The following is a 14735-nucleotide window of genomic DNA, read 5'->3' on the forward strand; positions in this document are numbered from 1 at the left end:
CCGGCGTAAGCACAGGGCCGGTTCGGGCAACAGGTGCGGTGCGTTTCGACTCGCTGCGCTCGCTCAACGACCGGGGGACGCGGGCGTTTCACCTGAAACCCATTTCGACTCGCTTCGCTGCTCAACGACCGAGGCATGGAGGCGTTCACGTGAAACGCATCGCCGGCGTAAGCACAGGGCCGGTTCGGGCAACAGGTGCGGTGCGTTTCGGCTCGCTGCGCTCGCTCAACGACCGGGAGACGCGGGCGTTTCACGTGAAACGCATCGCCCGCGTGGCGGCGAGGTGTGCGAGCCTACTTTCGCGGCGGAACCGCTCCGCTCGCTCATCGATCGCGGGGGTCAGGCGCGGACGCGGGCGCGGACGACGCGAGTGGGCTCGGACAGGAAGTCCTCCCCCAGCACCTGGACGGAGACATCCGTCACCTTGTGCTTCTTCAGCACCTTCTGCGCCGATTCGATCTCGGCGGGCACGTTGTGCCCCTTCAGCAGGATCAGCTCGCCACCGTCTCTGACCAGCGGAGCAGTGATCGGGACGAGCGTGCGCATCGCACTCACCGCACGAGCCGTGACGACGTCGAACTCAAGACCCACATCTTCGGCCCGCGCTCGCATCACTCGCACGTTATCCAGGCCCAGAGCGTCCACCTGCTCGTTCAACCAGGTGACACGTCGCTCCATCGGCTCAATCAACGTCCACTGCACGTCGGGGCGGCTGACCGCCAGAACGAGACCGGGGAGCCCCGCTCCGGAACCGACATCCGCGACCGACCCCGAGAAGAGCGGCGCGGCGATGGCCGAGTTCAGGATGTGACGTGTCCAGATGCGCGGCAATTCGAGGGGACCGATCAAGCCACGCAGCTCACCCTCGGCCACGAGCGACGCCGTGAATCGGCGCGCCAGGTCGATGCGATCACCGAACAGCTCCGCTGCGACCGCGGGTTCGGACTCGACGTCGGGGGTGGTCATGAAGAGGATCCTAGAAATCGGGGGAGGTGCGGGAAGGGGGCGTTGATGCCCGCGCGGATCTGCTGTGAGGGCGTCTCGACTCGCTGCGCCCGCTCACCGACCGGGGGCAACGACCGGGAGCGTGTCCCCACGTTCCACGTGAAACATCAGGCGCGGGAGATCACCGTGTGCCGGTCAGCACCGTCGCCGTACGACTCCGACGTGAGGCCACGTTCCGAGACGATGTCGTGCACCAGCTTGCGCTCATAGCTCGACATCGACGGCAGAGACGCCTGGGTCGCACCCGCCTCGAGCTTGGCGACCGCGGCATCCACCAGCTGCTCCAGCTGACGCCGGCGGGTATCGCGAGATCCTCCGATGTCGAGGATCAGCCGTGAGAACGTACCGGTCCGACTCTGCACGGCCAGTCGCGTGATCTCCTGCAGCGCCTGCACGGTGTCGGGCTCGGACAGCACCGACAGGCCGTCGCCCTCCGCCTCGACGGACACGTACGCGCGCCCCTGGCGCACATCGAGGTTCAGGTCGCCATCGATGTCGGCGATGTCGAGCAGCTCTTCGATGAAGTCCGCGGCGACGTCGCCTTCGTGCTCGAGCTCCTCGAGCGAGGGGTCGGTCTTCACGTCGTCAGTCATCAGTTGGAGCCCTTCTTCTTCGCACGCTTCTTGCTCATCGGCTGCTCGCGCTTGGGAGTCTCGGCCTTCGCCTTCTCGAGCTCCTCGAACTTGCGCCGCTCCTCTGCCTCGTACACGGACATCGGGACGACCTTGCCCTGCGCGTTGACCGCCTTGCCCTTGCGTGCCAGGCGCTCTTCGCGAGCCTTCGCCGCCTCGGACCCAGGGGTCGGCATCTCACGGATGACGAGGAACTGCTGCGCCATGGTCCACAGGTTCGACACGAACCAGTACATGACCACACCCAGCGGGAAGAACACACCCGAGAAGATGAAGCCGAGCGGCAGCACATACAGCATGATCTTCTGCATCTGGTACGCCTGGCCGGTCTTGGCCTCGGGCGACAGGTTCTTCGAGATGATCTGCAGCTGGGTGAAGAACTGCGACACGATCATCAGCACCACGAGAATCGCCAGCAGGATGATCGCCGGGGTGTTTCCCGAATTCCAGGCGTCGCCGAGAGTCTCGTGCAGCGACACCGTGCCGAAGAGCTTGGCGTCGTAGAACTCCCTGGTCAGCTCCGTGTTCAGCAGACCGACACCGCCCATGCCCGCCTGGGCGTGCATGCCCACATCGCGCAGCACGCTGAACAGAGCGAAGAAGATCGGCATCTGCACGAGAAGCGGAAGACAGCTCGACATCGGCGTCGTGCCGTGCTTCTTGTACAGCGCCATGGTCTCGCGGCTCATCGCCTCACGAGAGAGCTGATCCTTCTTCCCGCGGTACTTCTCCTGAACTTTTCGCAGTTCAGGAGCGATTTCCATCATCTTGCGCTGGCTCTTGATCTGCTTCACGAACAGCGGGAACACGGCGGCGCGGACGACGATCACCAGCCCGACGATCGACAGCACCCACGTGATGCCCTCGGCCGGTGCCATGCCCATCGCCGTGAGCAGCCAGTGCCACGCCACCAGGATGAGCTCGACGGCCCACTTCAGGGGCCACAGGATGACGCCGAACAGGTCGAAACCGCCGGCGTTCGGGTCAGGCGAGGGTGAGTTCGCGAGCAGGAGGTCAAGACCCACTGTTCAGTCCTTTCGAGCGGGTACGACGAACCCGCGCGGGGTCAGGTCGTATCGGAAACGAGCGTGGGGCTTGACGTCGTCGACGCCGCCCGCGCTCCACGGATTGCAACGCAGGATGCGCCAGGCCGAGAGCACTGCTCCCCACACGGCGCCGTTCTGCTGAACCGCTCCTACAGCGTACGCGGAACAGGACGGGTAATACCTGCACACATCCCCATAGAGCGGGGAGATCACCGCGCGGTACAGCGCAAGAAATGCGAGAACGAGATTGCGGGGCAGAAGCAGGATGCCGCGCAGCAGATCGGATGCCCGGAACCGCGCCGTTCCGAAGGCGTAGGAGGGCAGCGCACTCATGCCGGCGCCGATCCGACGAGAACGCGACGCAGGCAGCGCTCGACGTCGGTGCGAAGGGAGGAGAAATCCGCGTCGGCGGATGCAGGAAGGGCACGGATGACGACATCCGTGCCCTCAGGAACCATGTCGATGAACTCCGCGCACACTGCCTTGAGGCGTCGGCGAACGGTGTTGCGAACCACGGCGGTTCCTACCTGCTTGCTGATGATGAACCCGAACCGGGGTGCCCGCTGCTCCGCGCCGACGAGCACCGAGGTGATCAGGCGTGGTCCGCCGCATCGCGTTCCCCGGCGGACCACCTGTCGGTAGTCGACACCGCGAGTCAGTCGATTCGGCCGGGCGAGCACTGGGCGGTCAGGCCGAGAGCTCGGTGCGGCCCTTCGCGCGGCGAGCCGACAGGATGGCGCGGCCGGCGCGGGTGCGCATGCGGGCGCGGAAGCCGTGCTTCTTGGCGCGACGACGGTTGTTGGGCTGGAAAGTGCGCTTGCTCATGGAATCACTCCGGGAATGGTGTCACCGGGTCGAATCAACCGGAGACGGGGGGGTACTGCCTAAAATGGCATAAGTCAACCGATTAAGGGTACGACCTGCCGCCACGCAGGGCAAATCCGCGTCCGGATGCCATGGCCTGACGCATCCGATCGCGGTGCCATGACCGTCGAGTTGCGCACACCCATTATCCACAACTGTGAAGATCTCGCTCTCACGCGACACACCCGCGTGTTTCCGCGGGCGGCTTGCTGTTAACCCCACCGATGACTACCGTGGCATCCGACGTTATCCACAGGGGGAGATCACGCTTTACGGCGCGTTTTCCACAACTTCGCCCGGAGCACCATGACCTCTGCCGCCCATCCCGATGTGCCCATCTGGTCAACCCTGCTCGAGCGACTCGCCGGCGACGATCGAGTCAGTCCGCAGCTGCACGGCTTCCTGAGCCTGGTCGTGCCGGCCGGGATCATGGGCGGCGTGCTGTACCTGGACGTGCCCAACGACCTCACCGCCGCGCAGATCAACAAGCGGCTGCGAGTGCCCATGATGGAGGCGCTCTCGGCGATCGGCGACGAGGTCACCTCGTACCGAACGGTCGTGAACCACGAACTCGTCGACCAGCCGACCGCCCCGATCGCCGTCTCGGATTTCGCGATCGCCGAACCGATGCGCGTCGAATCCCCGATGGAGCAGCAGCCTGCTCCCCTGCGGCACGAATCACGCCTGAATCCCAAGTACACCTTCGACAACTTCGTCATCGGACAGTCGAATCGCTTCGCCCACGCCGCCGCGGTCGCGGTCGCCGAAGCCCCGGCGAAGGCGTACAACCCGCTGTTCATCTACGGCGATTCCGGACTGGGCAAGACCCACCTGCTGCATGCGATCGGGGATTACGCGCAGTCGCTCTATGCCGGTGTGAAGGTCAGATACGTCTCGAGCGAGGAGTTCACCAACGACTTCATCAACTCGATCGCCAACAACCGCGGCGCCGCATTCCAGAGCCGGTACCGCGAGGTCGACATCCTGCTCATCGACGACATCCAGTTCCTGCAGGGTCGTGCCGAGACCCAGGAGGCGTTCTTCCACACCTTCAACCAGCTGCACGATCACAACAAGCAGGTCGTGATCACCAGCGACGTGGCTCCCAAGCTGCTCACCGGGTTCGAAGACCGCATGCGCAGCCGCTTCGAGTGGGGCCTGATCACCGACGTGCAGGCGCCCGATCTCGAGACCCGCATCGCGATCCTCCGCAAGAAGGCGCAGAGCGAGTCGCTGCACATCCCCGATGAGGTGCTCGAATACATCGCGACCGTCGTCTCGTCGAACATCCGCGAGCTCGAGGGCGCCCTCATCCGGGTCTCGGCGTTCGCGAGCCTGAACCGCTCGATGCTCGACATCTCACTGGCCCAGACGGTGCTGCGCGACATCGTCGACACCACCGAAGACAACATCATCTCGCCGACCGACATCATCACGGCGACGGCGGCCTACTTCAAGCTGACGGTCGACGACCTGTACGGATCGAGCCGTTCGCAGCAGATCGCGACCGCACGCCAGATCGCCATGTACCTGTGCCGTGAGCGCACGAGCCTGTCACTGCCGAAGATCGGTCAGCTCTTCGGCAACCGCGATCACACCACGGTCATGTACGCCTGCAAGAAGATCAGCGAGCTCATGAAGCAGCGTCGATCGCTATACAACCAGGTCACCGAGATCACCACCCAGATCAGCCGTCGCTGATCGTGCGACACGCCTGATCCCACCGGAAATCGCGATGGTTCTCCGCAGGGCCTGTGGATAACTTGTGGAAACTCGCGCGTCCGGATGCCTCCGCCACCACCCACCTGTGGATAACGGGCGTCGACGCTCGAGAGGCTCACACCTCCGTATCCCGCGGATTCCTCAGGGATTCCACATGTGACACGTGTGTAGTTTCCTACTCCCCGCTGATATCCACCGAGTTATCCACAGAATCCACAGTTGTTAACACCGTTAAGAGAATTCCATCTGGAGAGGGCTCATCCGATGACCAGACGGATGTGGACGAACCGGCGCCGATCTCGCAATCCGGGTGGTGGAGCGCTCGTCTCCTGCGGCTAGCATGGGATCGCCTGCAGTGCGCCCACTGCAGTGAGCCGAGGCAACGAGGGAGCGCCCGTGAGGTTCCAGGTCAACCGCGATGTGTTCAGCGAGGCTGTGTCCTTCGTCGTCAAGCTGCTCCCGCAGCGCAATCCGCAGCCGATCCTCGCCGGAGTGCTGATCGAAGCATCCGGTGAGGGACTGACCCTCTCGGCATTCGACTACGAAGCCTCAGCCCGCACGACGATCGAGGCGACGGTCGACGAACCCGGCACGATCCTCGTGCACGGACGTCTGCTCTCCGACATCGCGAGCCGCCTGCCCAACGCGCCGATCGAGATCGCCGTCGAGGGTGACGGCGGGATCGCCGTCACCTGCGGATCGGCGCGCTTCACCCTTGCAGCCATGCCTGTCGAGGAATATCCCTCGATCCCCGAGGTCACCGGATCGACCGGTGTCGTCCCGGCCGAGGACTTCGCGACCGCGATCGCGCAGGTGGCCTTCGCCGCATCGCGCGACGACGTCACCCCGGTGCTCACCGGCGTGCAGCTCGAAGTCGCGGATCACAACCTCAGCCTGGTCGCCACCGACCGCTATCGCGTGTCGCTGCGCGACGTGCCGTGGGACGGCGAGGTCGCCGAGCAGTCCGCGCTGGTCCCGGCGCGCACCCTGACCGAGGTCGGCAAGACCTTCGCTCATGCGGGCACCATCGAGGTCGCGTTCTCGGGCGCGGGGGATCGCGAGATCATCGCCTTCACCGCCGGCAACAAGACCGTCACTTCTCTGCTGATCAAGGGAAATTTCCCGCCCGTGCGCCGGCTCTTCCCCGAGCAGACCGACCACTACGCGGTGGTCAACACGGCGGAGCTGATCGAGGCGGTCCGTCGCGTCGCGCTGGTGCTCGACCGCTCGGCACCGCTGCGGTTCACGTTCGGCGCCGACGGAGTGACGATGGATGCCTCGGGCAGCGAGCAGGCACGGGCATCCGAGTCGGTCGACGCGCACCTGAACGGCGGCGACGAGGTGACCCTGGGTCTCAACCCGCAGTACCTGCTCGAGGCTCTCGGCGCGGTTCGCAGCGAGTTCACCCGTGTCACATTCACGTCGAGCGACAACGCGAACAAGCTCAGCCCGGTGCTCATCACGAGTCAGACCTCGGTCGACCAGGCCGGACTCGATTCGTTCAAGTACCTGCTGCAGCCGAACCTCCTGCTGCGCTGAGGTTCTGCAGGGGCCGATGTCGGGGCCCGAAGGTAGGCTGAAGCGGTGATTGTGGAGCACCTGAACCTGGTCGATTTCCGCAATTACGCGACCGCTGATCTGGCTCTGCACCGCGGTCCGAACGTGCTGGTCGGCAGCAATGGCCAGGGCAAGACGAATCTCGCCGAGGCGATCGTCTTCCTCGCCACCCTGGGCTCGCATCGGGTGTCGTCTGACGCCCCGCTGGTGAGGGACGGGAAGGACTTCGCCGTCATCCGGGCGCGTCTCGCGCACGGAGAGCGCAAGGTGCTCGTCGAGGTGCAGCTGAACAGGCAGGGCTCGAACAAGGCCCGCATCAACGGGTCCCCGTCGAAGGTGAACGAGCTGCCCCGCTATGCGCACGTGGTGCTGTTCGCCCCGGAAGACCTGCAGATCGTGCGCGGCGACCCGTCGTCACGCCGAAGATTCGCTGATCAGATGCTGATTCAGCGCATCCCGCGCATGGCCGGTGTGATCGCCGACTATGAGCGGGTGCTGCGCCAGCGCACGGCCCTGCTGAAGTCGGCGCGCGCCCGCGGGGTGCGCGGCGAGGGGCTTTCGACCCTGGATGTGTGGGACGACAAGCTCATCGCCCTGGGCTCGGAGATCATCCACGCACGGCTCCGGCTCGCCGCCGACCTGCAGGGTCCGGTGGCCGATGCCTATGCGGCCATCGCGGGTGCGGACCACCGTCCGCAGCTCGAATGGGCCCTGTCGGTGCGCGGGGCGGTTCCCGAAGACGAGTCCGACGACGAGGTCGACGCGGGCGTCGATCCGCGCGGCGAGATCGCCGACCAGTTCCGCTCGGCGCTGCAGGCCAAGCGCAGCAAGGAGATCGACCGCGGTCTCACCCTCGTCGGTCCGCACCGCGACGATCTCATCCTGCGGGTGCGCGATCTGCCGGTGAAGGGGTACGCCTCCCACGGCGAATCGTGGTCGGTCGCGCTGGCTCTGCGTCTCGCATCCGCCGAGCTGCTGCGAGCCGAGTCCCCGGCCGGCGACCCGGTGCTGATCCTCGACGACGTCTTCGCCGAGCTGGATGCCGACCGCCGTCAGCGCCTCGCGGCGCTGACCGCGGGATACGAGCAGGTGATCGTGACGGCGGCGGTCGAGGCCGACATCCCCGAGCCGCTGCACCGTCATGTCGTGCGGATCAGCGCCGGCACGATCAGCGATGAGAGGGAGGATGCCGATGACCCGGGTCCCTGAGCCGGTCGAAGGGCCGCAGCCTCCCGAGACGATCGCGACCTACCTGCGCCTGCGCGGGCTCAAGCCGAGCGCGAAGAACTGGAAGCGCCGGAAGCGCATCGAGGTCGATGACGACAACGCGCCGTTCACCAAGGGGCGCGATCCCGGCATGCTCGGCGATGTGCTGGCGAAGCTCACGAAGGATTCGGGGTGGGAGAAGACCCTCGCCGCCGAGGATCTCGTCAGGCAGTGGGCCGAACTCGCCGGCGCCGACACGGCGAAGCACTCCGAGCCGGTGTCTCTCGAGCGCGGGGTGCTCACCGTGAAGTGCGATTCGACCGCGTGGGCGAAGAACCTGCAGTTCATGCGGGGGGTCATCATGACCGAGATCACCACCCGCTATCCCGACGCCGGCGTGCAGAACATCCGCTTCATCGGGCCGGACGTGCCGTCGTGGAAATGGGGTCCGCGGGTTGTGCCCGGGCGGGGCCCACGGGATACCTACGGGTAGGACACCACGCCCGCACCCTCAAGCGCTCAGAAGCGATCACACGGCGTTTGAGGCGCATGTCGGCCCTCGCAACCCACTAGAATGGGTATTACTTTCGATGTGGAGAACCATTTCTGATGACGCCTGAAGAGAACGCCGATGACGCTTCGATGAACGCAGCGACCGAGAACAGCTCCTCGAAGGTCTCCGGCGACTACGGGGCCGACCAGATCCAGATCCTGGAGGGACTGGAAGCCGTCCGCAAACGGCCCGGCATGTACATCGGCTCCACCGGGCCGCGCGGTCTGCACCACCTCGTGTACGAGATCGTCGACAACTCGGTTGACGAGGCTCTGGCCGGTCATGCCGACAACATCGAGGTCACCATTCTCGAAGACGGTGCGGTGCGCGTGGTCGACAACGGCCGCGGCATCCCCGTCGATCCGCACTCGTCCGACCCCAGCAAGTCGACGGTCGAGGTCGTGCTCACGATCCTGCACGCGGGCGGCAAGTTCGGCGGCGGCGCCTACGCCGTCTCGGGCGGTCTGCACGGCGTCGGCTCGTCGGTGGTCAACGCGCTCTCGACCCGCTTCGATGTCGAGGTCAGGCAGAAGGGCTTCGTCTGGCGGCACCGGTTCGCCGACGGCGGCGTTCCGCAGCAGCAGCTCGAGAAGGGCGAGCCGACGGATGAGACCGGCACGACCATCACGTTCTGGCCGGATCCCGAGATCTTCACCGAGTCGGTCGACTTCGACTACGACACGCTGCGCACCCGCTTCCAGCAGATGGCGTTCCTGAACAAGGGGCTGCGCATCGCGCTGCGCGACGAGCGTCCGGCATCCGCTCTCGAAGACGAGGTCGACGGCACCGTCGTCACCCGCCAGCCGGGCGATGTGTTCCTGTACGAGCGCGGTCTGGTCGACTACGTCGAGTACCTCAACAAGGTGCGCAAGGCCGAGGTCGTCAATGAGGAGATCATCGCGTTCGAGTCGGAGGACACCGAGCGCAAGATCTCGCTCGAGCTGGCGATGCAGTGGACCACGTCGTACACCGAGAACGTGTTCACCTACGCCAACACGATCAACACGCACGAGGGCGGCACGCACGAAGAGGGCTTCCGTGCCGCGCTGACCAGCCTCGTCAACCGGTATGCCCGGGCGAACAATCTGCTCAAGGAGAAGGACGAGAACCTCTCCGGAGACGACGTCCGCGAGGGCCTCACGGCCGTGATCTCGATCAAGCTCGGCGAGCCGCAGTTCGAGGGCCAGACGAAGACCAAGCTCGGCAACACCGAGGCGAAGGCGTTCACGCAGAAGATCGTGAACGATCAGCTGGGCGACTGGTTCGACCGCAACCCGCAGCAGGCGAAGAACATCATCCGCAAGGCGATCGATGCCGCGACCGCCCGCCTCGCCGCCCGCAAGGCCCGCGAGACCGCCCGCCGAAAGAGCGTGTTCGAGTCGGCCGCGATGCCCGACAAGCTCAAGGACTGCACGAGCAAGGACCCGTCGATCAGCGAGATCTTCCTCGTCGAGGGAGACTCGGCCGGCGGCTCGGCGGTTCAGGGACGCGACCCGCACACCCAGGCGATCCTGGCGCTGCGCGGCAAGATCCTCAACGTCGAGCGCGCGCGACTCGACAAGGCACTCGGCAACCGCGAGGTCCAGGCGATGATCCAGGCCTTCGGCACGGGCATCGGCGAGGATTTCGACATCGCGAAGGCCCGCTACCACAAGATCGTGCTGATGGCGGATGCCGATGTCGACGGCCAGCACATCACCACCCTGCTGCTCACGCTGCTGTTCCGCTACATGCGCGGGCTCATCGAAGCCGGTTTCGTGTACCTCGCGATGCCCCCGCTGTACCGACTGAAGTGGTCGAACTCGCCGCACGAGTACGTGTACTCCGACGCCGAGCGCGATGCGCTGCTCGCCCACGGAGCCGAGAACGGCAAGCGTCTGCCGAAGGATGCCGGAGTGCAGCGCTACAAGGGTCTGGGCGAGATGAACGCCAAGGAGCTGTGGGAGACGACGATGGATCACACCACCCGCACCCTCCGCCAGATCACCATCGACGACGCCGCCGCGGCGGACGAGATCTTCAGCGTGCTGATGGGTGAGGACGTCGAGTCGCGACGCACGTTCATCCAGCGCAACGCCAAGGACGTCCGCTTCCTCGACATCTGACCCGGCTGGGCCCCTGAGCACGTCGACGGGGTCCCGGATGCTTCGACAAGCTCAGCAACCCAGGAAAGAACATGACTGACGAAGAACGCCCCGACATCACCGCGGGCCACGAGCACGGCCGCATCAACCAGGTCGACCTGCAGTCCGAGATGCAGCGGTCGTACCTCGACTACGCGATGGCGGTCATCGTCGGCCGTGCGCTGCCCGACGTGCGCGACGGACTCAAGCCCGTCCACCGTCGCGTGCTGTACGGCATGTACGACGGCGGCTTCCGCCCCGACAAGTCGTTCTCGAAGTGCGCGCGCGTCGTCGGCGAGGTGATGGGTCAGTACCACCCGCACGGTGACACCGCGATCTACGACACTCTCGTGCGCCTCGTGCAGCCGTGGTCGCTGCGATACCCGCTCGCGCTCGGCCAGGGCAACTTCGGCTCCCCCGGCAACATGGGCGCCGCCGCCCCGCGATACACCGAGACGAAGATGGCCCCGCTCGCGCTCGACATGGTGCGCGACATCGAAGAGGACACCGTCGACTTCTCGCCGAACTACGACGGGCAGACGCAGGAGCCCGACGTGCTGCCGGCGCGGTTCCCGAACCTGCTCGTCAACGGCTCGATCGGCATCGCGGTCGGCATGGCGACCAACATCCCGCCGCACAACCTGCGCGAGGTGTCGGCCGCGGCACTGTGGGCGCTCGAGAACCCGCACCTCCCCCGTGAAGAGCTGCTCGAAGGTCTCATCCAGCGGGTTCCGGGCCCCGACTTCCCGACCGGCGCGCAGATCCTCGGCACCAAGGGCATCCACGAGGCCTACCGCACCGGCCGCGGCTCGATCACCATGCGCGCGATCGTCGAGGTCGAGGAGATCCAGGGCCGCACCTGCCTCGTGATCACCGAGCTCCCTTACCAGGTGAACCCCGACAACCTCGCGGTGAAGATCGGCGACCTGGCTCGCGACGGCAAGATCACCGGCATCGCCGACATCCGCGACGAGTCCTCCGACCGCACCGGTCAGCGCCTCGTCGTCGTGCTCAAGCGCGACGCGGTGGCGAAGGTCGTGCTGAACAACCTCTACAAGCACACCCAGCTGCAGGAGAACTTCGGCGCGAACATGCTGGCGATCGTCGACGGCGTGCCCCGCACGCTCGGCATCGACGGATTCATCACGCACTGGCTCGATCACCAGCTCGACGTCATCGTGCGCCGCACCGGCTTCCGGCTGCGCAAGGCGCAGGCGCGCATGCACATCCTGCTCGGTTATCTGAAGGCGCTCGACGCGCTCGACGAGGTCATCGCCCTGATCCGCCGCTCGCCCACCGTCGACGAGGCGCGTGAGGGTCTGAGGACGCTGCTCGACATCGACGATGACCAGGCCGAGGCGATCCTGCAGATGCAGCTGCGCCGCCTCGCGGCCCTCGAGCGGCAGAAGATCATCGACGAGGCGACCGAGCTCGAGGTGAAGATCGCGGATTACAAGGAGATCATCGCGACCGAGGCGCGTCAGCGTGACATCGTGCGCACCGAGCTCACCGAGATCGTCGACCGCTTCGGCGACGAGCGTCGCACGCACATCCTGCACGGCTTCGACGGCGACATGTCGATGGAAGACCTCATCCCCGTCGAGGAGATGGTCGTCACCGTCACCCGCGAGGGATACATCAAGCGCACCCGCAGCGACAACTACCGCTCGCAGCACCGCGGCGGCAAGGGAGTCAAGGGCGCGCAGCTGCGGGCCGACGATCTCGTCGAGCACTTCTTCGTCACCACCACGCACCACTGGCTGCTCTTCTTCACCGACAAGGGGCGCGTCTACCGCACCAAGACGTACGAGGTGCCCGAGGCGGGACGCGATGCGAAGGGTCAGCACGTGGCGAACCTGCTCGCCCTGCAGCCCGACGAGAAGATCGCACAGGTGCTCGCCATCAGCGACTACCAGGCGAAGGACTACCTGGTGCTCGCCACCCGCAGCGGTCTGGTGAAGAAGACCCGCCTCGGCGACTACGACACCAACCGCCAGGGCGGCGTCATCGCCATCCGTCTGCGTGAGACCGACGAGCTGGTCAGCGCGAAGCTGGTCAACTCCGACGACGACATCCTGCTCATCAGCGCGAAGGGCATGTCGGTGCGCTTCCACGCGACCGACGAGGCGCTGCGTCCGATGGGCCGCGCCACCGAGGGCGTGCGCGGGATGAAGTTCAAGGATGACGAGGACTGCCTGCTCTCGGCATCCGTCGTGCACGACGACTCGTTCGTCTTCACCGTCACCGACGGCGGGTACGCGAAGCGCACGACGGTCGCCGAATACAAGGTGCAGAAGCGTGGCGGAACGGGCATCAAGGTGGCCAAGCTGAGCGACGAACGGGGCGTTCTCGCGGGTGGTCTCATCGTCTCCGAGGACGACGAGGTCTTGGTGGTTCTCTCCAGCGGCAAGGTGGTACGCTCTGCCGTGGCCGAGGTGCCGGCGAAGGGTCGGGACACGATGGGAGTCGTGTTCGCCCGCATGTCCGGTGACGACCGCATCCTCGCCGTCGCCCGCAACAGCGAGCGCGGCATCGAGGAGGATGACGAGTCTCTCGGCGAGATCGAGGTCTCCGAGCCCGCCACGCCACCCGCTGACACCCCCGAAGCCTGATCCGAAGAGAGCACCGATAGATGAGTACAGTCGCTGACAAGCTGGCGAAGAAGTCCACGCGCAAGACCGGGGGCAAGCAGGTGCGCCTGCGCCTGGTCTACGTCGACTTCTGGTCAGCTGTGAAGCTGTCGTTCCTCGGAGCGGTGGCGCTGGCGATCGTCACGATGGTCTCGTTCTTCCTGGTGTACCTCGTGCTGCAGGCGACGAACGTCATCGCGCAGGTCGGCAAGATCCTCGACACCCTGACCGACGGAGCCATCGACCTGTCGAGCCTGATCGGGCTGCCGCAGATCATGGCCTTCGGAGCGGTCGTCTCGATCCTGAACCTCATCGTCTTCACCGTGCTCGGCGCGGTCATCGCAGGAATCTACAACCTGGCGGTGAAGGTGACCGGCGGGCTGCTCGTCGGATTCATGTCGAACTGATCTCTCTGCGAGAAGACCCCCGGCCCGTTCGTGGCCCGGGGGTCTTCTCGCATTCCGGGCGTCCGGGCGATCACACCACGCCGGTGGTGCCGAGCAGGGTGCCGATCAGCCAGGTGACGAGCAGGGCGATCGCGCCGCCGACGACGAGTCTCAGTGACGCCCGCCCCGGTGACGCACCGCCCACCCGCGCCGAGATCACACCCGTGGCGGCCAGGGCGAGCAGCACCGCGGCGAAGGTGACGGGCACCCGCCATCCGGGCGGCGGCAGCAGGATGGCCAGAAGGGGCAGCAGCGCCCCGATCGTGAACGAGATCGCCGACGACAGCGCGGCATGCCACGGGTTGACCAGGTCGTGCTGATCGATGCCGAGCTCGACTTCGAGGTGCGCGGCGAGCGCGTCGTGCTCGGTGAGCTCGATCGCCACCTGCTGAGCGGTCTGCTCACTGAGCCCGCGCTGCCGGTACAGGTCGGCGAGCTCGGCCAGCTCCTCCGATGGCATGGTGCGCAGCTCTTCGCGCTCCTTCTCGATCAGCGCGCGCTCGGTGTCGCGCTGGCTGCTCACCGAGACGTACTCCCCCAGGGCCATCGAGATCGCACCGCCCACCAGTCCCGCGAGACCGGCGACGAGCAGCGCCGCATTGTCGGTGGTCGCACCCGCGACGCCGACGACGAGAGACGCCACGGAGACGATCCCGTCGTTCGCGCCGAGCACCCCGGCGCGCAGCCAGTTCAGTCGCTGCCCCGTTCCGCTTGAATGCGGCTCGTCGGCGTGCGTTGCGTCGGATGCGCTCATGCAGTCAGTGAACCACGCCGCAGGTGGGGCGGCGGGTAGGGAAAACCGGAATGCGGATGTCTGGCTGGCTCCGTGTCGGGATACTCCGGGGAACCGTAGCTTTGAGTCATGACCACGAATCCGACTCCCCCGGCACCGCCTCGCTCCGAGGCCGCGCACATCGCGCCGCCGACGGCGCCCGCACCCGCGGCGACTCG

The 14735-nt window shown here is 66.1% G+C and carries 14 protein-coding genes; 7 read left to right on the forward strand and 7 right to left on the reverse strand.

Annotation, left to right across the window (positions count from 1 at the left end; all coding sequences use genetic code 11):
- Positions 1 to 339 precede the first annotated feature (339 nt).
- The 6 genes from rsmG to rpmH all read right to left on the reverse strand — a co-directional run bounded on the left by rsmG (position 340) and on the right by rpmH (position 3508).
- Positions 340 to 966 carry a 16S rRNA (guanine(527)-N(7))-methyltransferase RsmG gene (rsmG, locus tag RT309_RS08485; RefSeq protein ID WP_313356437.1) on the reverse strand — a complete coding sequence of 209 codons (627 nt, stop codon included), beginning with the start codon at positions 964 to 966 and terminating at the stop codon, positions 340 to 342.
- Between the two features lie 146 nt (positions 967 to 1112).
- The gene (locus tag RT309_RS08490; protein ID WP_313356438.1) at positions 1113 to 1598 is read right to left on the reverse strand and encodes a R3H domain-containing nucleic acid-binding protein; all 486 of its coding nucleotides are present in this window, start codon (positions 1596 to 1598) and stop codon (positions 1113 to 1115) included.
- Positions 1598 to 2662, reverse strand: a complete 1065-nt coding sequence (yidC, locus tag RT309_RS08495) for a membrane protein insertase YidC (protein WP_313356439.1) — start codon at positions 2660 to 2662, stop codon at positions 1598 to 1600. Before yidC ends, RT309_RS08490 begins: the two co-directional genes overlap by 1 nt.
- A gap of 3 nt (positions 2663 to 2665) precedes the next feature.
- On the reverse strand, positions 2666 to 3016 hold the full coding sequence (yidD, locus tag RT309_RS08500; RefSeq protein ID WP_313356440.1) for a membrane protein insertion efficiency factor YidD: 351 nt from the start codon (positions 3014 to 3016) through the stop codon (positions 2666 to 2668).
- Entirely contained in the window at positions 3013 to 3363 is a 351-nt protein-coding gene (rnpA, locus tag RT309_RS08505; protein WP_313356441.1) for a ribonuclease P protein component, read from the reverse strand. The genes yidD and rnpA overlap by 4 nt, the downstream gene beginning before the upstream one ends.
- 7 nt (positions 3364 to 3370) lie before the next feature.
- The gene (gene rpmH / locus RT309_RS08510) at positions 3371 to 3508 is read right to left on the reverse strand and encodes a 50S ribosomal protein L34 (protein WP_022879826.1); all 138 of its coding nucleotides are present in this window, start codon (positions 3506 to 3508) and stop codon (positions 3371 to 3373) included.
- 345 nt (positions 3509 to 3853) lie between these two features.
- Here rpmH and dnaA point away from each other — a divergent pair, with 345 nt between their 5' ends.
- From dnaA to RT309_RS08545, 7 genes are all read left to right on the forward strand, one after another.
- Entirely contained in the window at positions 3854 to 5248 is a 1395-nt protein-coding gene (gene dnaA, locus RT309_RS08515) for a chromosomal replication initiator protein DnaA (protein WP_313356442.1), read from the forward strand.
- 417 nt (positions 5249 to 5665) lie between these two features.
- Positions 5666 to 6808: a DNA polymerase III subunit beta gene (dnaN, locus tag RT309_RS08520; protein ID WP_313356443.1), complete on the forward strand. Its 1143-nt coding sequence runs from the start codon at positions 5666 to 5668 to the stop codon at positions 6806 to 6808.
- Positions 6809 to 6853: 45 nt separating this feature from the next.
- Positions 6854 to 8035: a DNA replication/repair protein RecF gene (recF, locus tag RT309_RS08525; RefSeq protein ID WP_313356444.1), complete on the forward strand. Its 1182-nt coding sequence runs from the start codon at positions 6854 to 6856 to the stop codon at positions 8033 to 8035.
- On the forward strand, positions 8019 to 8525 hold the full coding sequence (locus RT309_RS08530) for a DciA family protein (RefSeq protein WP_313356445.1): 507 nt from the start codon (positions 8019 to 8021) through the stop codon (positions 8523 to 8525). The genes recF and RT309_RS08530 overlap by 17 nt, the downstream gene beginning before the upstream one ends.
- A 149-nt stretch (positions 8526 to 8674) precedes the next feature.
- Positions 8675 to 10690 (forward strand): DNA topoisomerase (ATP-hydrolyzing) subunit B, encoded by a 2016-nt coding sequence (gene gyrB, locus RT309_RS08535; RefSeq protein ID WP_313356448.1) that lies wholly within the window; start codon positions 8675 to 8677, stop codon positions 10688 to 10690.
- Positions 10691 to 10761: 71 nt separating this feature from the next.
- The gene (gyrA, locus tag RT309_RS08540; protein ID WP_313356446.1) at positions 10762 to 13320 is read left to right on the forward strand and encodes a DNA gyrase subunit A; all 2559 of its coding nucleotides are present in this window, start codon (positions 10762 to 10764) and stop codon (positions 13318 to 13320) included.
- Between the two features lie 20 nt (positions 13321 to 13340).
- Positions 13341 to 13745, forward strand: coding sequence for a DUF3566 domain-containing protein (locus tag RT309_RS08545; protein ID WP_101188886.1), 405 nt, complete (start codon positions 13341 to 13343; stop codon positions 13743 to 13745).
- 70 nt (positions 13746 to 13815) lie between these two features.
- Here the strand turns inward: RT309_RS08545 and RT309_RS08550 are convergent, their stop codons facing one another.
- Positions 13816 to 14538: a VIT family protein gene (locus tag RT309_RS08550; protein ID WP_313356447.1), complete on the reverse strand. Its 723-nt coding sequence runs from the start codon at positions 14536 to 14538 to the stop codon at positions 13816 to 13818.
- Between the last annotated feature and the right edge of the window lie 197 nt (positions 14539 to 14735).

Origin of the sequence: Microbacterium sp. (genome assembly GCF_032084865.1) — a bacterium.
GTDB lineage: Bacteria > Actinomycetota > Actinomycetes > Actinomycetales > Microbacteriaceae > Microbacterium.